Here is a 21,056-nt window from a genome sequence, read left to right as displayed (position 1 = left end):
TCTTTGATCGTGCCAAAGGACTAAGTCTTAGGCCCATTAAATGTACTTCCCCCTTGTAGCATACAACTACCACCTAGGATCCAACTGATCTTCTGCAAAGGTATAGCGAATAGTCCTCAGACATCCACACGAATTATTTGGGGAAGATACATCATCCCAAGGCGAAGGATCGTTATTCACAGAAGCGGGGAATTGATATTAACAAGGTTTTTAGTAAAAATCCCCTTATTTATTGTTGGTACTGTGGAATTGTTGATAGCAGCGGGAAACCATTGTCTGTTTCGGCATAAGACGTACTGTGAAGGTGATTCATGGGCGGTGGGGTAGTTGAGAGAGTCAAGAGGGCTTGTTAGGATCATGTGTGTTACTGCCTACAATTTCACAAAATCGGGCATTTGAGATGGGGGGCTCGTAACATAGTCTCGAGAGCTCACATGTTATCCACGGACTACCGGCCTAAATAGTGGATCACACCTGTTATACTCCAGTGACAAGAAACTACAGCCGGGTTTCAAAAACAGGGAGTTGATGGGCAATACGTATAAAGTCCGTCAGCCAGTCAAGGGTGCGGGGATTCTTGGGCTGGACACAGGTGCTTGTTGGTGGGAAGGGATCTTTGCCAGACAAAGGCGTAACTTAGCGCGATGTTAGTTCGGATCGAATAGCGTGAATGCTTAACGCATTAGAATGACGCCCAAAGAAGCTTTTCAAAAGATACACTCGGAAGTCTCCGTGATGCCGACGGAGGAGCTTTCCCTGCGTGCGGTATCTGGACGGGTGCTCCGCGAAGATATTGTTGCACGGGAGGCAATTCCACCGTTCGATAATTCGGCAATGGATGGGTTTGCGGTCTGTGTAGATGATCTGACGCGAACACCAACAGACCTTCGCCTTGACGGAGAACTTGCCGCGGGAGAGGTCCCGAACATTGAGGTGAAACCAGGAGCATGCATTCGTATCATGACCGGTGCGCAGATCCCTTCTGGCGCGGAAGCAGTGATTCCATTGGAATGGACCACTGAAATCGATCAGGAAACCGTGCGTATCCACCGTGGACCGGAGCAGGGGGCCTATATACGAAGGGCAGCCAAGGACGCTCTACAGGGGACAATCGTGGTGAAAAGTGGCACGCGGATTACACCACCGGTCATCGGTATGATTGCAGCTGCGGGATATGATAGGATAAAGGTGGCAAAACTCCCGAGCGTGGCGATCATTGTAACGGGGAATGAATTGCATCTTGATATGGCGAGGTCTCTGCCTCCTGCCCGAATTTACGATGCCAATGGGCCAGGCCTGTTTGCCCAAGTGCTGGAGGCTGGCGCAACAGTTCCAGATTCGGAGGTTGCCCGAGATAATAGAGATGACCTTGCGGACCAAATAAGGCGGGGAATGGATGCGGATGTGATGGTCATTAGCGGAGGAGTGTCGGTAGGCAAGTATGACCTTGTTCAGGAAGTACTTGAGAGTTTGGGGTTTGAAAAGCGTTTCTGGCGAGTCCGTCAGCGGCCTGGAGGCCCGATGCTGTTTGGAATGCTCGGATCCCAGCCAGTATTTGGTTTGCCAGGGAATCCGGTTTCGTCAGCAATCTGCTTTCAGCAGTACGTGCGACCGACTCTTCTCACAATGATGGGAGCTCATGAGATTCATCCACCACGGATGAAAGCGAAATTGGGATCCTCCGTGCGCAAGAAGGCTGGGTTATATCATTTTGTGCGTGGGAAAGCCAAATGGGAGGAAAGCGGGCAATTGATTGTGCACACGACAGGCCCGCAGGCTTCAAATCTTTATTCTTCGCTGCAGCACGCCAACTGCCTCATTCATCTTGAGGAAGAGGTGATCGATCCCTCCGAGGGAGAGGAAGTGATGATTACCCCCCTGCCGTGGGCAGTTATCGGTTGAAGAGAGCCAACTCCTGGGCCTCCGGCCACAATAACAGACTTTGCTGAAAGACCTCGTCGATCGCATTGAAAAGGGGGACGGCAACACGGGAGCCATACAATTGGCGACCAAGAAGAGCCTTGAAATAAAGCTGCAAGAGACCCTCATTTTCCTTAAGCGCGTCATGGGTGAATTGCAATCTGTCGGGCGAAGGATCCGACGGAACAAAGGTGACGGGGACTTGGGCGCTTTCACCAGCGGCCCACAATGCATGCCATTGAGTCGGCGAATAAGAAAAATCACGAACGAACGTTTCCGGTTGATCTTCCCAGGTGGCTCGCAGGACTTTCTCATTGGCTTCAAACCAGAGACGGAAGGTTTCAAAGAGGCCACCGCCATAGAGAGCCTGAAGGATGCGGGGTCTTAAGGAATCCGCGAACACCAAATGGTCCGGGGTAATTCCACCGTCGCCAAACACGGTGCGACCGTGTGTAGTCGAAAATTTCAGCGAGTCAGGAATCTGGTTCAAATAGCCTTCGGGGTCCCTGCTTGCTTCGAGCCAGCGTTCCAGTTTGTCTTCGAGGTAGGTCTCGCGATCACCCTTTTCATAGGGAGTCTGGATCAGGCGGCCGGAAGGGGTATAGTAGCGGGCAGTTGTGATTTGAAGCCGACTATCATCAGGAAGAGGATACTGATTCTGAACCAGCCCCTTTCCATAGGTCCGCTGGCCGATCAATAGGGCACGATCATGGTCCTGAAGGGCACCGGCTACAATTTCGCTTGCCGAAACGGAATTGTGATTAGTCAGAACAATGATGGGCTGGGTTTCGAAGCGCCCTGGATGCCCTGCCGCATAGACCTCATCGGGCACGTTGCGACCTTTTACACTGACAATGATGTCGTTACCGCTAAGGAGCTCGTCCACAATGGCAACGGCAGACTGCAGGATTCCGCCGCCATTATCCCGAAGGTCCAATATCAAGCGCCCCATTCCTTGTCCTTGGAGATCCGCGATCGCCTGGACGAACTCGGCATACGTGCTTTTGGGCGAAACGGTTAATTCGGATATACCCCGTGAGCTCATCCACCATATAACTGCTGGTGACCGAGTAAAGAGGAATCAAATCCCGCGTGATCAACACATTGAACGGTTGATTCAGTCCCAAGCGATAGATTGTCACCTCAACCTGTGTTCCAATGGGGCCTTTCAGGCGCCGCATCACCTCATCTTCGCCGACTCCAATGACGGAGGTGTCGTTGACAGCAATGATCCGGTCACCAGCGCGGATTCCCACTTTTTCACTGGGGCCGTTTTCAATGGGGGAGACGACACGGGCCGTGTCTCCATCAAGCACCTGGAACCAGACCCCAATACCGCCAAACGAGCCACGGAATGATTCTTCGACCTCCTTGAATGCGGATGCATCAATATAGGAGGAGTGAGGATCAAGCGATTCAATCATCCCGTCAATCGCATCTTCGGCCACTTTGTTCGGATCCACAGGATCGACGTATCGGCGATTAATCAGAAGGAACGCGTCCTCCAGTTTGCGCAAGTTCTCTTTGGTATCATTGAGGTATGATCCAAAAGAGCCTCCGAGCAGTCCTCCAGTCAGAAATAGCAGAACGATCAGAAGAAGGTAGCGGCGTGAGATTTTCATAAGAGAGAGGCTCAATGCGGCCCTCAAACGTGTAGCATCGGAAAAGGGCGTTTCTGCTATTTAGAACGCGTAACGGTTTATAAAGATAGGGATATCTGACAAGAAGCTACGACACCAAGCAACGGTGGTATCACAAAGAGACCGAATCCTCTACGGGCGGGGCTAAAACAGGAAACAGCCCTACTATAGCAATGCGAGATCATCCCCGCCGGGGTACAAAAACCGGCTTAGAGAGAATCGTCAGGCCTTGTAGGGATGTCGAAAAGATGCAAATGGTTTAATGGCAGGCTCAGCCCGAATCTTTTTTGCAGCCTCGAGAAAGACAAAAACATTACGCATTGGGTAACGTTTAAGTGTACTATTATGGACATTTCGTTTGGGACTCGCAGGCTCCAAAAAATCTTTACGAAGCCAGGCGGTCTAAGAAGAGCTTACGGGACCAGAAATGAAGCTATAAAGGCCCGGCTCATCGTCCTAGATAAGGCTCCTAACCTATCGAGGGTACCGACGATTACTCCAGAACGGAGACATCAACTTAAGGGAGACAGAAAAGGGCAATTTGCGGTTGATCTGGTTCATCCATATCGCCTGATCTTCGAAGCCGACCATGAGCCGGTTCCGCGAAAGGACGACGGGGGGATCGATGTGGAGCAGGTTACCGCAATTACAATACTTGAAGTTAGTGACTATCACTAGCCACAAAAATCATTCAGAAAAATGTCGAAATCAAGTTATAAATGGAAACCAGAATATCCGATTCCGCCAGGTCTGGTACTCCAGGAACACCTTGAAGCTCGTGGTTATTCGCAAGCCGAATTTGCACGTCGCTGCGGACGTTCGCCCAAGCTAATTAGCGAAATCATTGCGGGCAAGGCACCGCTTGAGGCAAAAACTGCGTTGCAGTTTGAAAAGGTTCTCGGTCTGGGTGCCGACATCTGGATTGGCATTGAATCCCAGTATCGGCTTTTTTTGGTTCAAGAGGCAGAGGCCAAGAAGGTGGAGGCTGAAGCCGAATGGGCAAGGTCCTTTCCAATTCGCGAGTTAGTTAAACGTGATTGCTTTTCGCAGCCAGAGTCAGATGCCGATTGCGTCTCCAAGCTGCTTGCATTTTTCTGTGTTGCCTCCAGAGATGCCTGGAAGTCTAAATACAGTTATGCCAGTGTCGCATACAGGCACTCACCCAAGTTCACGAGTAGCGAGGAAGCCATTGCCACTTGGCTTCGGCTCGGTGAAATAGAAGCCGAACAACAGGACTGTGCACCTTATAACAAAGGTCAGTTCCAGAAGGCGGTTCGGCGCATCCGCGGTCTGACCCATGAGCCAATTGGCAATGCTTTGCAACAGACACAAAGGCTTTGCAATGAGGCAGGCGTTGCGCTTGCCCTGGTCAAACCGCTAAAAAAGATGGCTCTCAGTGGTGCGGCTTGGTGGTTGTCTCCAAGAAAAGCAGTCGTTCAACTGACTGCTAGACACAAAACAGCGGATCATCTCTGGTTCAGCTTCTTCCATGAGGCGGCACACGTATTGCTTCACAGCAAGAGAGCTATTTTTGTAGACGAGAAGAATGGGAACGACACGAAGCAAGAATCAGAGGCAAACGAATGGGCATCCAATTTGCTCGTTCCAAAGGCGGCATGGAAACAGATCGCTCAAGTCTCACCACTTAGCGCCAAGGTTGTCAAGGAGTTCGCAAAGGAGCAGGGCATTGCTCCAGGGATCGTTGTTGGCAGACTCCAACATGAGGGAGTTATAGACTGGTCTCGGTTGAATAACCTCAGGGTCCGCTTAGAGTGGAATTCTTAGTGTGAGTTGGTTGCACAACCGATGACCCTGAGTGATTGAGCATAGGAAGAGTCTTCTCGGGCTTGAATCTACCAAGGGGCCGACGATTCCGTCGAGTAAAACCATTAGCCCAAGGAAAGCGAAGGGGATTATATATGTAGATTGACGAGCCGCCGCCACTGCAACCCCAAGGACAATGAGTCCGGTCTGTACCAATCAAGGACCGTGGTGGCTGCCGTCCGGGAGGCCGAGACGCAGGCCAAAGCTAGGTTCGCCAAATGACAGGTTGTATGTGGCGAAAATGTCGAGTCGTCTCTGCTTGGAGTAGGCGATTGCGTAGTTGGCGCGCGCGTCCAACGTCCATCGGTCGCCGCCCGGGCTTTGGAAATCGCGATCCAGAGAACCCTTCCAGAGCGAACCGACTCCTGTTGCTGCATCGCCCCATTGTGGCGAGACTGTCATCGAGAGGCCCTCGGCTCCGGGTTTGCCAACCGTGAGCGTCAAGGCACTTCCCCATTCCCGGTAACCGGTCGCCGAGTGGAGTACCAGCATACGGGCCTGCGCATTCAGGCGTACGACACCCTGTCCAGCACGAAGTCCACCGACTAACTCCATGCCATAACCGTTCGGGCCTGCACCCCCATCACGCCGCGCATGCACCTCGCCAGATAGCGACAAACCGCCCCCTATGGGAACGGATGACTTGGTTCCGATCCGCACCTGGTTCACCCGGACGTGTTGTCCATCCACAGATTCCTCGCCGTCTTCGGTTTTGAGCTCCGCCCACGAGGCGTCGCCCATCAGGCTGAAGCCCAGTTTTCCCGATCGCCCGAGGCTGGTCTCTAATTCGACGAGCCCGAGGCGTAGATCCAGCGCACTTGTTCCCATTCGTCCTGCCGTTCGCAAATTTTCTGCATTTCCTTTTCCCCGGCCAACCAAGGCCCACACGGAGGTGGACTCATTGGCCCAGCGCAGGAATGGATGGATCGCGACCATGGTCTGCGTGAGTTCTCCGTCCGACGTTCCCACTCGCCAGTCACCTGTGCCCCTGCTGCGCGACAGCGCCAGCCCGGCCAACCAGCTTTTGCCCAGCCTTGCGTCCAAGCCTACATAACCTGTCCAAAGATTGCCATCGTAGTTGGACTTGTATCCGTATGTCTCCGGCTTTCCCCGGAACGACTGAAGGCCCCCCTGACTCCACAGGACTAGCGGTGGAGCCGCTCGACACCCGCTCCTTTTCCCGGTTCCCCGAAGCAGGACAAGCTCGGTGGTGCCCGTCGTTACCACACCGCTGCCGCCAAAGCCAAGTACTTGCATCGGCACTGCCTTGATGTTTGCCATTTGCCGATCTGCGGCGGACCGCCCTGACCCCGGTTCGAACGACATAGGCATGGTAAACTCGTCCACGGCTCGATAGGATGCTCTTGATCTGCCGCTCAGTGCCTGCGCAGTCGCGGACCTGGCGTCGGTCACGAGCTTGTTCAAGGAGGTCTTCATCGCCGCCCGTCCCAGCGGCACGGGTCTTCCCCTCACGGTGAGTCGAGGGGACTCGCAATGATTTGCGTTCACCCGCCGACCAATGGTCATCCTTACGCTCGCCAAGTGGGCTCGTACTGTGGCCGCCAGCATGTTTTCGAGAAGGGCTCTCTGCGGACCATCGCTGACCTGTACATGGAGGCTCTGCGTCACTTGCAGGCCCTCGGTGTCTTCCGCGGTCACGGTCACCGTTGCCGATCCGTACACCACCGGTGTCAGGGTCAGGACCATACTTGTGACCGCGGCCTGCACCACGTGCGGATCGGACGACTGTGCGTGATATGTGAGATCGTCCCCGTCACCATCGGCAAAATACGGAGACAGAGTCACCTCCACCGCGGAACCTCCTTCATCAAGCATCTGATCCGGGATGATGGCAATCGCAACCGGCGCCTCGTTTACATCGGTCACTGTGATCGTAACCTCCGCCTGTGCCTCTCCTCCGGCCGCATCACGTGCCTGCACCATCAGGTCATATTGGCTTGGACCGGTTTCAAAGTCTTCACCTGGGCCGATGTACGTTACAACGCCGTTATCTGCACGTATGGCGAAGCGATTTTCGTCCCTGGACATGAGGGAATACGTCAGCATATCGCCGTCTGGATCCGACGCCGTGAGCTGCCCGAGTTCGACGGGTAATTGCCGGCCGTCCAGATGCTCCGCCAGCTCAAAGGAATAGACGCTCTGTGAGAAACGCGGTGCCGCATTGACGACGTTCACTTCAGTGGTAGCGGATGCCAAGCCACCCTGCCCGTCTGCAACCTCCACACGTATGATCACGCTCCCGGCCACATCCGGGGCTGTCCAGCGTACAGCCGAACTGTCGGCTCTTCCGCTAAAGTGGCCGTTTGGTGCACTCCATTCGTAGGTCAGTACGTCTCCGTCCGGATCTGATGCTGTCGCAGTCAGGCGGACCTCACCGCCCCGTGACACCGCGCACGGATCGCATGATGCCAGAACGGCGGGCTCTTCGTTCACATCGGTTATCGTGACCGTAACCTCTGCTTCTGCCTTTCCTCCGACCGCGTCCCGTGCCCGAACCATCAGGTCATATCGGTCTGGGCCGGTCTCGAAGTCCTCCCCTGAGCCGACGTACGTTACGACTCCGTCCTCCACCCCCACGGTGAAACGGCTTCTGTCCCCGGACACCAAGGAATACGACAGTGCATCGCCGTCTGGATCCGACACCGTGAGTTGTCCGAGCTTAACCGGCTGGCTGCGGCCGTCCAAGTTCTCTGCCAGTTCGAAGGGATAGATTCTATGCGAAAAAACGGGCGCCGCATTGACCACCTTCACTCCGACGGTAGCTAGCGAGGAACCGCCCCTCCCGTCTGCGGCCCGCACGCTGATAGTAACGTTCCTAATCACATCCGGGGCCGTCCAGCGCACGGCTGAGCTGTCGGTCCGTCCGCCGAACCGGCCATCCGGTGCCGTCCATTCATACGTCAGCACATCACCCTCCGGATCCAATGCCATCGCAGCTAGGCGGACTTCACCGCCCCGTGACACCGTGCACGGATCGCACGATACGGAAACGGCGGGCTCTTCGTTCACATCGGTCACCACAACATATACCGTTGCCTCGGCCTTCGCCCCACCCGCGTCCTGTGCCTGCACGGTCAGGTCATACCGACCCGGACCGGTTTCGAAATCCTCACCAGGGCCGACGTACGTCACCACGCCGTCCTCCGCACGTATATAGAAGCGCTCTCGATCCCCGGACACCAGGGAATACGTCAGCGCATCGCCATCGGGGTCCGACGCCCTCAGTTGCCCCAGCACGATCGGCCGTTGCCGGCCGTCCAGGTTCTCCTGCAACTCGAAGTGATAGACGTCCGGCCCAAATTGCGGGGCCGCGTTGAACGCCTCCACGTCGACGGTAGCAAACGCAGAACCACTCCGCCCATCTACGACGGCGGCACTGATGGTCGTATGCCCGGCTTCATCTGGGGCGATCCAGTACGCAACGGTGCTGTCGGTTCGTCCGACGAAGTGGCCATTCGGGGCATTCCATTTGCACGCCAGCACATCACCATCCGGATCTGATGCGGTCATAGTCAAACGTACCGCACCACCGCGCGGCACCTCACACGGGTCGCACGATGCCAAAGCATTGGGCGGTTCGTTCACATCAACCACCGTGACGATGACATCTGCCCTTGCCTCCGCACTAAGTCCATCCCTCACCCGCACGGTCAGGTCGAACGGGTCTGGATCGGTTTCAAAGTCCTTCGCCGGTCCGACGTACGACAATGCACCATCTTCGTCCCCCACAGTGAAGAGATCTCGGTCTCCAGACACGAGAGAATATGTCAGCGAGTCTCCGTCCAGATCCGACGCGGTCAGTTGCCCAAGCTCGACGGGCTGGCTGCGGCCATCCCGGTTCTCTGGCAACTTGAAGCGAACGCTCTGTAGGAACTGTGGCGCCGCATTCACCACTTCCACGGCGGCGACGGCTGATACTGAACCGCCCTGTCCGTCCGAGATTTGTACCTGGATCGCCACGTACCCGACTTCGGACGGCACCCTCCAGACATTGGTCGAGGCATCGGTCCGCCCTTCGAAATGTCCACGTGGCGCACTCCATTCGTAGGACAGCGGGTCTCCGTCCGGATCGGATGCAGTCGTCGCCAGGGTTACCGGACGACCCCAGGACACGGTACACGGGTCACATGACGCCGACACAGCGGGCCATGCGTTCACATCGACCACCATCGATGGCAGGTTTGCCGTCAACTCGTCGTATTCGCCTCCCGAAGACGTATGTGCCAAAGTTACGGTTTCATCCTCGCCGTCCGCGTCCTCGTCCGCGGTCACCATCACGGTTTGTGGCACGCGCCAATTCGCCGGAGTGAAGGTTAAGCTTGTCTTATCCAGAGTCAGGGTCGTCCTTTCTAGGCCGGAGAGTTCCACCGTTACTGATGTTGTCGGCTCCGATGACAGCTTCACCGTGTACTGCGCTTCCTCCCCCTCGGAGATCGTCAGAGCGGTGGGCGAGAGGGCAATCCCGGCAACATCGTCGTTCCAGATGTAGACGGGAAACGACGTAAGCGATTCTCCATCGTAGTCCGAGTCCGTCCCACTGGGTGTCAGTTCGACATCGACCTTGCGTATTCTATGGACGCCTTTACCCTCCTCGTCGATTTCATTGCCGACCAAATTGAAGCGCACGGGTTGCGGGGTATTCCAATTCTCAGATGTGAAGGTCAGGGGTTCCGAAATCACCGTCAGAAATTCCGGCTGGGTGCTCGTGGCTGTGACGGTTGTGGTCGCGGTCGGCTCCGAAGTCAGTTCAATGTAAAAGCCCCATTCGCGATCATAATCCCAGAGGGATTCGTACCAACTTGGATCTCCAAGGGATGTCCCATCACTTGCAACCTCGTAGTGCTCGACACCGCGCGTATCATCGTCCACGAAGCTGACGGTAAAGGGCACGAGTCCTTGTCCAACGTAGTCCGATCCCGTACCACTGGGTGTCAGGTCGATTGCGACTTTGTACATAAAATGCCCCCCACCTTTTTGTCCATCGTCGATCAAATTGTCAATCAAAGTGAAGGTCACAAGTTGCGGGGTATTCCAATTCTCTGGCGTGAAGGTCAGGGCTTCTGAAGTCACCGACAGGGAGTCCGGATGGCGGCTCGTGGGCGTGACGGTTGTGGTCGCGGTTGGCTCCGTATTCAGCTCAATGTAGAACCCCGAATCGCCATGACCCTCGTACAAGCTAATGGCCGCGAACTTGGTTCCAACGGTCCCATCACTTGCCATCTGGTAGTGCGTCACACCACGCGAGTCATCGTCAGTCACGGTAATAAGGACCGTAACCGAATTACCCCCGCCGCTCACCTGATTGGTTATCTCGGCAAACTTGAAGATACCAGCCATGTCCTCATCGGTCGCTGTTACGGTCACGGTCTGTGCCACTGACCAATCCGTGGTTGTAAACGTCAGGCTCGTCTTATCAACTGTCGCCACCCCTGATTTATTCCTGCACGAGGCGCCGTGCCCGTCACCACATCTGGAAGGAGCGTCAGCAGCTGTTACTGTGACCGTAACGTCGGCAGAAGGCTGCGCGGTTAGGGCGACCGTATAGGTGCCGGTACTCCCTTCGCCAATGGTCAAATTCGTTGGCGACACCGTGAGGGTCTGAGCTGTGGCCTGCTCGGTGAAAACGAGAAGTATGACCAAAATGCCGAGCACCCAACCGATCTGGGCTACCCTGATGCCAGCGCCCAGGTGCAAGGGTAACGTGCGGAATCGTCGCCTGGACCTAGTTAAGGACCCTTGGCACTCTAACAAGCTGGCACGAAAAGCAGTGGGCGGATTCATGGGCCATTTGAAGTTTCATGATCCGTCAAAAAAAAAGGGGGGGGGGGGCGGCGGCAGTACCGGGTAGCTGCTGCAAATAGCACAGGAATCCCACTGGTTGGGATTCTCTACCATTTATGCAATGAGAGAGCGGCATAATTTGAACCGTTTCAAAATTTTTTGCAGATCTTCTCTGTGTCTGAGCACTGACATCCCATGAGACCGAGTGATTTAGTTTTTCACACGAGATGACGGCTACTTCGCACGGGATCTGTCTCTCTCTCCACAATTCATTCTTGGCGCGTTGGCGGGGCGCAGTGATCAGGTGGAAATGTTTGGCGACAGGAGGGCAACAATCGGCACAGTCAGGTGTCTGGTAAGAAGCTCGATCCTTCTCACCCACCGCACTCGCCTTGCGAATATTGTATAACCAGCGGATCATCACATCGCTATAAACAGACTGCCCCTCCAAGATAGTAACGCTTCAAGTATTATTTTCGTCAATTATGTTCTTTAATTGTTATATAATGGACGATATTGGTTATATTATTGTTAATTCATGCTAAATTGTACTTTGGGCCAGAGCATTGAAGCATCCTGATCGCCTGATCGGCCGGTGCACGGTGCGAGACCCGGAGTTTCTTTCAACCCAAATCGAAATGCGGACAAATGAATAAATCCAACAAGGTGGACTCGGAGATCCAGGCGCTGCGCGAGCGCCTTTCCAGATTGAGCGCAGCAGTTTTGTGTGTCAATTCAAGCCTCGATCTCGATACGGTCCTGGACGAAATACTGACCAGCACGCGCGACCTGGTCGGCGCCCGCTACGGCGTGATCACGACCATTGATGAGACGGGGCAGCCGCAGGACTTCGTCACGTCGGGGTTTACCCCGGACGAAGAGCAGCTGTTGAAGGAGTGGGAACCCGCGTTGCGTTTCTTTGAGCACCTTAGGGATCTTCCCGGGCCGCTGCGACTGGCCGATGTGCCTACCTACATCCGCTCCATTGGCTACACTCCGCACCCGATGCTCCCGAAGACCTTCCAATCGACGCCGATGCGTCACCGCGGCGTGCATGTGGGGACGTTTTTTCTGGGAAGGAAGCAGGGCGGTCGTGAGTTTACCGATGAGGACGAAGAGGTTCTGGTGCTGTTCGCCTCCCAGGCGGCGGCGGCCATTGCGAATGCCCGCACGCACCGGGACGAGCAGCGGGCGCGCTCGAGTCTGGAGGCGCTGGTCGATACCTCGCCGGTGGGCGTGGTGGTTTTTGATGCGAAGACGGCTCAGCCGGTGTTACTCAACCGGGAGGGGAGGCGGATCGTCGAGGGACTGCGCACACCTGGCCATCGCCTGGAGCAGCTGTTGGAGGTAATCACGTGCCGCTCCTCCGACGGGCGCAAAGTTTCCCTTGCGGAATTTCCGATGAAACGAGTGATTGATGACGCCGTGACCGTGCGTGCCGAGGAGGTCGTACTGTCGGTTCCCGATGGCCGAAGAATTACGATGCTTATCAACTGCACCCCGATCCACTCCGACGCTGGCGCGGTCGAGTCGATGATCGTCACCATGCAGGATCTGGCGCCATTCCAGGAACTGAACCGGTTGCGAGCGGAATTTCTGGGCATGGTCAGCCACGAACTGCGTGCACCGCTCGCGGCCGTCAAGGGTTCGGCGGCGACCGTGTTGGGGAGTTCGCGGGTGCTGGACCGGACCGAGATGCAGCAATTCTTCCGGATCATCGAAGTGCAGGCGGATCATATGGACAATCTAATCAGCGACCTGCTCGATGCGGGACGCATTGACTCCGGCATGCTGTCGGTCGATTCCAAGCCGGTAAATGTGGCCGAACTGGTGGAGCAGGCCCGGACCACATTCCTAAGTGGTGGTGGCCGGCAGACGATCCGCATCGACCTGCCACTGGACTTGCCCCGTGTGATGGCCGACGAACACCGCATCGTTCAGGTGCTGAACAACCTCTTCTCCAATGCATCCCAGTACGCTCCCGAGTCGTCGGTCATCCATGTCGGTGCGGTGCGTGATGGTGTCCATGTCGCGATTTCGGTCACGGACGAAGGCCAAGGTGTGGCGCCCGAGCAGTTGCCGTACCTGTTCCAGAAGTACACCGGAGGTGGGGACCGGCCACGTGGGGTCGGCCTGGGTCTGGCCATCTGCAAGGGATTGGTCGAAGCCCACGGTGGCCGAATCCGAGCCGAGAACGCCGGACCTGGACGAGGCACCCGGTTCACCTTCACGATTCCTTTGGTCGAGGAGGCCGGACATGGCGCGATGGAGGCCTCGACGCATCGGCGGCGCGCGGACCAGCGGAAGCCGCTCATCCTCGCGGTGGACGACGACCCTCAGTTTCTGGGGCTTGTACGGGCAACCCTCAATGACGCCGGGTTTCGTCTGCTGACCACCGGCGACCCGAATGAAGTGTCCGACCTGATTGATGAGCACAGCCCCCATCTGGCACTTCTGGACCTGCTGTTGCCCGAGATGGACGGCATCGAGCTAATGCAAAAGGTTCCTGCGCTGACAGACCGGCCGGTTATTTTCCTGTCTGCCTATGGCCGGGATGAAACGGTTGCAAGGGCCTTGGAGATGGGAGCGGTCGATTACATCGTGAAGCCGTTTTCACCCACGGAACTGGTGGCCAGGATCCAGACGGCACTGCGCAAGAGCGACGCATTCCCAGAAACGTTCCAGTCGGGGGCGCTTGTGATCAACTACGAGGAACGCCGGGTGAGCTTGAGCGATGTTCCGCTGGAACTCACCGCCATTGAGTACGATCTGCTTCGCATCCTGTCCACCAATGCCGGTCGGGTCGTGACCTATGAAATCCTATTGCGTAACGTATGGCGATTGGACAAGGTTGACGGTACCGACAGTAGGCGACGGATTCGGGCATTCGTGAAAAAACTGCGAGACAAACTGGGCGACGATCCCAGCAACCCCACGTACATCTTCACCGAGCCACGGGTCGGCTACCGCATGCATAGACCCGACGACGTGACAGATATCTAGGGTTGACGTAGGAATGGTACCCTTAGAACTCTCAGCACTGGAGTGGACAGTGGGAACGCGAGGTCAGGAATTATGGGAAGTAGGGCCAGAGATGATCCATTCATGAACCAGTATCGCGATTGATTTCGAAACAGAAAATATCTATGAAGGCAACGCAAAGCTTTATTCAACACTCCCGAAAGCTCATTGAAAAGGATTATCTGCCGAAAATCCAAGCCTGCCTGGAAATTCTTCCAGAAGCAGATCTTTGGTGGAGACCCAACGACATATCAAATAGTGTTGGGAATCTGCTGCTTCATTTGGCGGGCAATCTGAACCAGTGGATTGTTGTAGGGATCGGCAGCGGAGAGGACCACCGCAAGCGAGATCGAGAGTTCTCCGCAAGTGAGGAAAAAGATGCAGTAACCCTGTTCCAGGAGTTGCAGCAAACCGTTCGCCAGAAGACACAAACCTTGGAGGCGCTGAACACTGACTCCCTGAACCAGAAGGTGACGATTCAGGGAGTCAGTGTCACGGTTTTAGGAGCGATCTACCACGCAGTTGAACACTTCTCCATGCATGTTGGCCAAATAATCTACATCACCAAGCTCCGCACAGGCACCGACCTCAACTTCGTCACAATCGGAGAGGGTGGCGCTGTGGAGAGGGGCTGGTGCGTGAGTTAGCGAAGCGGGATGGTATCTGCGCGACGGAACTGATCCGCACCACTTTTCTTCGAGGTCCCGTCAGCACTTCCTAATCCAAGCATTGTGATCCGTTCTACTCCGATCCCATTGGAAGTGTAGTGATCAGTTAATGCCCGTGCCCTGTCTTCGGAAAGGGTCTGTGGGTTGCGCTCCAAGGGACTCGCCATACCTTCCACACGTACATTTAAGTTCAGACATTCGCCCAGGATCTCCAGATTGTCCGCCAACGCCAGCATTGCATCATCAGAGAGTACACTTGAATTGCGTTCAAAAAAGACGGTGCTCATTTCTGCAATATCTGCACAGTAGGGTGGTTCAAATTGAGTGACAGACACATTCAATGTGCGTGCGTCCCGTCCATGTTCGTTGGAAATTTCCAGCGAGACAGCATATTCCCCTGCAGACATATATGTATGTTGAGGTCTAGGAGAGTCGGACGAAGTGCCGTCTCCAAAGCTCCAGCTATAGGTGAGAGGAGCATCACCGCGGACATTTGCACTGAATTCGACCGGGGTTTGAGTATCCACACTGGTGGAACTGGCCGACAGGGCCAAGACCTGTGCAGGAACAGGTGGGTTCATCACCAAGACGGTGGCGGTTTCAGAGACAGAGAAACGTCCGTCACGATTGCTGGCTTCAACCACTACCGTGTAGGAGCCTGCTTGTGCATAAGCGTGGTTCACGGCAGTGCCGTCCGCGGTTGCGCCATCACCAAATGACCAAGAATAGACCACCGGCGGGCGAGCATCTTCATTGGCAAAAGCCGTAAAGTCGCCAGCTTGATTGGTCTCCAGAGACTCGGGAGCCGACACAACCAGAGTTTCAACGGCTCTGGGGTTACAGCCGGTAAGTATGATGGCGAAGATACCTGCGAAAACGAAAAGAGAAGAGCGTAAAAACGACATGTTATTGGGATTGAAAAGTCAAGGATTTGGGAAAACGAAAATACGAAACTCAGGGGGATTTTCAGTCAACGAGCAGAATCTCGTTCCCTCACGGAAAAGCCAAGCATCATTCCGGACTGAAGATGCTCAGCAATATGGCAGTGTGCCATCCAGTTTCCTGGATTCGACATGTCTACAAGAAAATCTACCGTTGACCCTACGGGCACCGTAGCGGTATCCTTCCAGACCAGGTGCTGATTCGGGACTCCATCCATTTCAAGGACCAGAAAGCGCTGTCCATGGAAATGAATCGGATGGTGCATCGGGTGAAAACTTCGGGGATCATTGAAAATGCGCACTTTGACCACATCGCCGACACGAAAATTCCATTGAATCGCCATATTCTCAAGTCCGGTCTCCATATCACGCAGAACCCATTCAACCTGTGTACCAGTTGAGAGCCAGTTCATCATCGGCATTGCATCGTTCCATTCAACAGGTGGAATATAGAGCGTGTCAATCTCCATGGAGAGCATGATTGGCAACGGGAGGTTTTTCACGTGCAGAGACAGCGTAAGGGACTTATCGGGAGGCTGGTCAAAATGACGGCGGAAAGAATCAATATCTGCCGTAACCTCCTCGTAGCTTCGGAGCACCTCGAAGGACGAGCGATAGTCATTTGGAGGGGGCAAACCCCCAACAAGCGCAAGTGCAAGCGTGTCCACACTTGTATAAAACTCACCCCGAAAGTGGTCGATGGCCTGGATCGTATTCGTGATCGCTACTGGACCTGGCTCAGGAAAGAGAACCTCTATGACATAGCGTTCTGACGGAGCAATGGCAACACTTCTTACCCAGGCCTCTTTTTCGAAACGACTGACATCAGAGGCAACAACCTTGATCGGAAGACCCTGGAAGCTCACGTTGAACGAGCGGGCATTTGCCACATTTGTGAGGTGGAAGCGCACCACACCTCCCTGGTCCACGTCAAACTGGTAATCCGTCACCCCGTTAGTCAACATCACGTTCCCAAATCGCCCCATGAGCGCATGGGTTGGAGCCTCTTTTCCATAGGGGATAAGGCCGCTTTCATCCATCAGGATGTCGTCTAGAAGAAGGACCTCTTCCTGGTTTACGGGACTGTAATAGTCAAGAGCCTCTGCAGTGACCAGCAGGTTGCCATAGAGCCCAAGGTCCTGCTGCACGTCTTCGCGAATATGCGGATGGTACCAGAAGAGTCCGCTATCCGGGAAGCGGAGCTGATACACAAAGTCCTCTCCCGCCGTGACAGGAGGCTGGGTGATGCCGGGAATTCCATCAAACCGGTTCTCCAGTCGGAGACCATGCCAATGCACCGTGGTGGCCTCGTCGAGGGCGTTCTCGAATACGACCGTCACCGTAGATCCCTCGGAGACCTTCAGTAAAGGCCCGGGGTATTGCCCGTTATAGCCAAACATGACCACCTCTTGTCCGGCAATCGTACGTCGAACGGTTGTGGCAGAAAGATATAATGTATCTTGGTCAGCGAGCTCCAGGACTAGACCGGGTGTGGCGACCGGGATGGTCTCATCCTGTAGAGGCAGATGGGGGCTGGTCGGCGGGAGTGCAGTCTCCAGTCCTGGCAGCATCGGCATGCTCATGTCCATTGGAGGCATTCGCCACACCACACTGTCTTTAGGTGCACGGGACATCATATGCCCATGATGCTCGTGTTGAGAGAGTGCACAGGGGGCAATCAAGCCGGCGAAAATGAACCCCAGAGCAGCCTTCATGGGCTAATAGTAACCGTAGACAGTGCACGGTTCCTGTTCAAATGGGCCATGTCCCGCCATCGTGTGCATGAGGCCACTGCGGGAAAGCCCCCGCATAACCACGGGTCCTGTCCAACGCTCCGACATGCTTCCGGCTGGTTCGAGGGTAATAATCACGAGGAATTTATTCCAGGAGACCTGACCAGCCACCTGGCCGTCATGAGACAGGCGCCCGAGTCGAGTTATGCTTTTCAAGTCGGGAGTGGAAAGCCATGCCGTGTACTCGTGTCCTCCTACGAGCTCCAGGCGGTTTACTTGAAGAACAACATCGTAGAGATAATTCCCCTCTGAGTCCAGAGTAATACCGAATGGGGAGGGGGCGAAAGAAAGTTTTGCAACTCCTTCCGCCTGGTGCGCAGCAGGAACGCGGCGAGTCGGGACGAGATCAATCATGTAGTAATCGTCCGTACAGGTGTTTGTCGGAAGCACACCGGAGGGCAACGTCAGGAGCGCCAACAGAAGGAATGGAATCGAAATCATTGCAAACGATCCCAGTCCTGAACGCTGGAAATGTTGGGGACATCCCAGTCGTCACCATGCCATCCCTGGAACGCATCCATACGGAAGGTCCAAAAACCGGTGGACATGTCGCTGACCACGATTAAGCCGTCAGCATTCCGCACATCTACACCAAAAGCCCCGTTGAAAACCGGATACCGGTCTGTATTTGGTGGTCCGAGATAGGTGTCGTAGTAGGCTACGGTGGTTGGATTATGTGGGTCGACGAGTGTAAAGACCTGCAATCCATCCAGATAACCAGACACGAAGATATACGGCCAGCGGACTTCGTGATTGTGAACCAGATTACGCCAATCCGCTGTCCACGCACTGATCGGATTGCGAATGTTGGACACGTTGCCGTCCAGGGCCGGCTTTAGGTCGAAAATGCGAAGCGGAGCATAGCGGTATTCGGTTTCGGCGATCACATATCGCCCATCCGGGGACGGGGTGAAGGTGTGTCCATTGCGAACTCCGCTAATTCCTGTTAGAGTCACCAGCAGTTCGGGCTGCTGCAGGTCCGTGATATTGTAGACGAAGTATCCCCCAAGCCCTCCCCCGTAGAAGCGGTCCTGACCCGTTTCCGTGTGATACCCGACGTAGAAGTCGTGATATCCTCGTGCACGACCACGGCCGAGCGGGGTTTCGGGGATGGGGACACGAGCGATCAGCCCCATATCCAGGTTTCCTTCAACGATATTCCCGAGATCATATACATGCGCAAAGGGGCCGGAAACCGTACTGAACAAAAGGGGACGTCCATTTGAATGGGCGTAGACAAAAATATTGTGGAATCCGCCAGGTAATTCCGGCTCCCGAATTCTGGCAACTTCCCGGACCTGAGAGGAGTCGGGCAGGCCAGTCACATCCAGGATCACGGCTCCCAGGTCATTATTGGGACCGCCGGCACCAAATTGAAGGGATTGTACAACATAATAGCGATCCTTCCACTTGAAGTACTTTACATCCATTCCTCCCGTCCTCAGGTGCAAATCCTGTTCCTCTATCCTCCAACGGTAGATCACCTTTGGATTTGCAGGGTCAGAGATGTCAATGATGTCGGTGCCTTTGTCTCCCTCATCTCCATAGACCATGCGGGAGACATAGACAAAGGGGCGCGACAACTCCTGCTCCATGTCAAGGTCTGCCACGCTGAGTCGAGGCCCTAGTGGAATATGTCCCAGGACTGCCACATTGTCGCTGCCGGGATTTTCGGCGGTCCACTGGGCTACAGATACACAGGGCAGGGATACGAGTAAGAGAAACAAAGTAAAACGCAACATCATCTTTCAAATTACTTAGAGGCAGGGCGTAAACCCCATTTTTAGGCACCAGAAACATTGGGAATGCCCCAAACTCCGCTAACCACTATGAGGTCGTAATGGTTGCGCACAACGGGATTTTCCGGCGAAAACATTCCCAATTCCAACCCGGACTCTACGATTGCCGTTCCCACCGTTGTCTGCCGGCAACGGCCCTACATGTTCGCGCTTCAGTATATCACGGTATGAACTACGGGCGACACCATCATCTGCTGCTGTCTGCGGGCTAGGGGTTCGCCACGGCATCAATGGCATGCAGCAGGCTCGTCGCAGGATCCTCAGTGTCCTGCGCAATCTCCCAGATCATTACTCCGGGGAAACCATTGTCAATCGCGTAACGTGCCTTGTTGGTGATCGTCTGCACTCCGTTGTAGTAGATGTTCGCAACCCGGTCCATGTCCGGTGCATCGGAATGTAGGGCGACGATGTCGCGATAGGTGATGCCCGCGCCTCCTCGGTCGTCAAAATCCCGGCCATAGAACGGCACGCCAAGCACGAGCTTGTTCTTCGGCCACCCGCGGTAGTTCGTCCAGTACGCAAGACCCGTCGAGGAGGCTGAGGACCCTGAACCGATGGCCTGTTCAAATGAGGAATGCGGTCCCGGCGCTGACCAAGGCCCAGAAAAGTCATAGCTCATCACATGCACATGGTCCACAAGCGGGTGCACGTCTTCGTAGTGCCGACCGAACCAGTCTCCAGGATAAACATCCAGCGATATCTTGGGACCGTCCAAAGCAGCCCGCAAATCCTGCAGTAAGCTGACCAGGCTCGCCTTTTCCGAAGGTACCGGCATATTGGCGTTGTCCTTGGTCCAATGCTCCCAGTCGATGTCAACTCCATCGAGGCAGTGTGTCTCCAGGTATTGGCCGACCGTTTCTACGAAAACCCTGCGGGTATCGTCGTTTGCAGCAAGGGCAGTAAGACCCTCTGAACTGCCTCCGCCTCCCACCGATACGTACACTTCCACACCGTGCGCATGTGCGGTCGACACCAATGTTCCGACCTGTGTCAACCGACTCGTGTCAAGCGATCCGTCCGCGCGTGGAATGGCAAAAGCATAAATCACGCGCGTGAGCATATCCCACCGAATTTGAGAGATGGGTGTCACGTCATGCCTGTAGGCAGGATAGAACCCAATCACATGATGCGCGAATGTCTTGCCCTCAAAGGTGCCGGCGCAGCTTGGCTCCACTTCCGGGTCAACAACCGGCGAGCAGCCGAAGTAGGCAAGGAGAAGGACAATTGAGAAGGCCTGGGCCCTGAATTGCATGGGTCATGCAGGTCCGTAACCTGATCGCTGTGAGTGACCGCTTGGACTCGGATCCAACCGTGCAAGTGAGAGGCATGTTTCGTGATAGCTCGGATCTCATGCGCCGTGTATCCGCACTGAGCCGACAACACCGGCCTCCGCAGCAGCAAAGGCAGCCGACATTCTAGGGGGTCCCGGGGGGGGGGGGGGGCGCCCCCCCGGCCCCCCCCCGGGGGGGGCGCGGGGGCCGGGGGGGGGGGGGGGGGGGGGGGGGGGGGGGGATGGGGGGGGGGGGGGGGGGGGGGGGGGGGGGGGGGGGGGGCGGGGCGCGGCGGGGGGGGGGGGGGGGGGGGGGGGGGGGGGGGGCGCGCGGGGGTGGGGGGGGGCGGGGGGGGCGGGGGGGAGGCGCGGGCGCGG

Annotated in this window: 11 protein-coding genes and 2 pseudogenes; 5 read left to right on the top strand and 8 right to left on the bottom strand. The window is 55.6% G+C overall.

Annotated elements, in window-relative coordinates:
* Positions 1 to 687: 687 nt before the first annotated feature.
* Positions 688 to 1,902, top strand: coding sequence for a molybdopterin molybdotransferase MoeA (locus tag F4Y64_00805; protein MXX96143.1), 1,215 nt, complete (start codon positions 688 to 690; stop codon positions 1,900 to 1,902).
* On the opposite strand, the pseudogene F4Y64_00800 reads toward F4Y64_00805, so the two are convergent.
* Positions 1,892 to 3,542 (bottom strand): annotated as a pseudogene (locus F4Y64_00800) (S41 family peptidase). The gene F4Y64_00805 and the pseudogene F4Y64_00800 overlap by 11 nt on opposite strands.
* A gap of 363 nt (positions 3,543 to 3,905) precedes the next feature.
* Here F4Y64_00800 and F4Y64_00795 point away from each other — a divergent pair.
* Together F4Y64_00795 and F4Y64_00790 are read left to right on the top strand one after the other, a co-directional pair.
* Positions 3,906 to 4,238: a system killer suppression protein gene (locus F4Y64_00795; GenBank protein MXX96142.1), complete on the top strand. Its 333-nt coding sequence runs from the start codon at positions 3,906 to 3,908 to the stop codon at positions 4,236 to 4,238.
* Between the two features lie 21 nt (positions 4,239 to 4,259).
* Complete coding sequence (locus F4Y64_00790) at positions 4,260 to 5,345, top strand: ImmA/IrrE family metallo-endopeptidase (protein ID MXX96141.1); 1,086 nt, start codon at positions 4,260 to 4,262, stop codon at positions 5,343 to 5,345.
* 195 nt (positions 5,346 to 5,540) lie between these two features.
* On the opposite strand, the gene F4Y64_00785 is transcribed toward F4Y64_00790, so the two are convergent.
* Positions 5,541 to 11,186, bottom strand: a complete 5,646-nt coding sequence (locus tag F4Y64_00785; GenBank protein MXX96140.1) for a tandem-95 repeat protein — start codon at positions 11,184 to 11,186, stop codon at positions 5,541 to 5,543.
* Positions 11,187 to 11,834: 648 nt separating this feature from the next.
* On the opposite strand from F4Y64_00785, the gene F4Y64_00780 reads away from it, so the two are divergent.
* Positions 11,835 to 14,189 (top strand): response regulator, encoded by a 2,355-nt coding sequence (locus F4Y64_00780; GenBank protein ID MXX96139.1) that lies wholly within the window; start codon positions 11,835 to 11,837, stop codon positions 14,187 to 14,189.
* Between the two features lie 143 nt (positions 14,190 to 14,332).
* A complete protein-coding gene (locus tag F4Y64_00775; protein MXX96138.1) occupies positions 14,333 to 14,854 on the top strand; it encodes a DUF1572 domain-containing protein in 522 nt (173 codons plus the stop codon).
* Here the strand turns inward: F4Y64_00775 and F4Y64_00770 are convergent.
* The 6 genes and pseudogenes from F4Y64_00770 to F4Y64_00745 form a co-directional block, all read right to left on the bottom strand.
* Positions 14,851 to 15,780 (bottom strand): PKD domain-containing protein, encoded by a 930-nt coding sequence (locus tag F4Y64_00770; GenBank protein MXX96137.1) that lies wholly within the window; start codon positions 15,778 to 15,780, stop codon positions 14,851 to 14,853. The two genes, F4Y64_00775 and F4Y64_00770, sit on opposite strands and share 4 nt — an antisense overlap.
* 65 nt (positions 15,781 to 15,845) lie before the next feature.
* Positions 15,846 to 17,531, bottom strand: a complete 1,686-nt coding sequence (locus F4Y64_00765; GenBank protein ID MXX96136.1) for a multicopper oxidase family protein — start codon at positions 17,529 to 17,531, stop codon at positions 15,846 to 15,848.
* Between the two features lie 3 nt (positions 17,532 to 17,534).
* Positions 17,535 to 18,050, bottom strand: coding sequence for a hypothetical protein (locus tag F4Y64_00760; protein ID MXX96135.1), 516 nt, complete (start codon positions 18,048 to 18,050; stop codon positions 17,535 to 17,537).
* Positions 18,047 to 19,354 (bottom strand): hypothetical protein, encoded by a 1,308-nt coding sequence (locus F4Y64_00755; GenBank protein MXX96134.1) that lies wholly within the window; start codon positions 19,352 to 19,354, stop codon positions 18,047 to 18,049. Before F4Y64_00755 ends, F4Y64_00760 begins: the two co-directional genes overlap by 4 nt.
* A gap of 262 nt (positions 19,355 to 19,616) precedes the next feature.
* Positions 19,617 to 20,660 carry a glycoside hydrolase family 18 protein gene (locus F4Y64_00750; GenBank protein MXX96133.1) on the bottom strand — a complete coding sequence of 348 codons (1,044 nt, stop codon included), beginning with the start codon at positions 20,658 to 20,660 and terminating at the stop codon, positions 19,617 to 19,619.
* Positions 20,661 to 20,866: 206 nt separating this feature from the next.
* A pseudogene (locus F4Y64_00745) lies at positions 20,867 to 21,056 on the bottom strand (isocitrate dehydrogenase (NADP(+))).

The sequence above is a fragment of the Rhodothermaceae bacterium genome (assembly GCA_009838195.1).
Classification (GTDB): domain Bacteria; phylum Bacteroidota; class Rhodothermia; order Rhodothermales; family Bin80; genus Bin80.
This window is presented reverse-complemented; position numbering and strand designations above follow the sequence as displayed.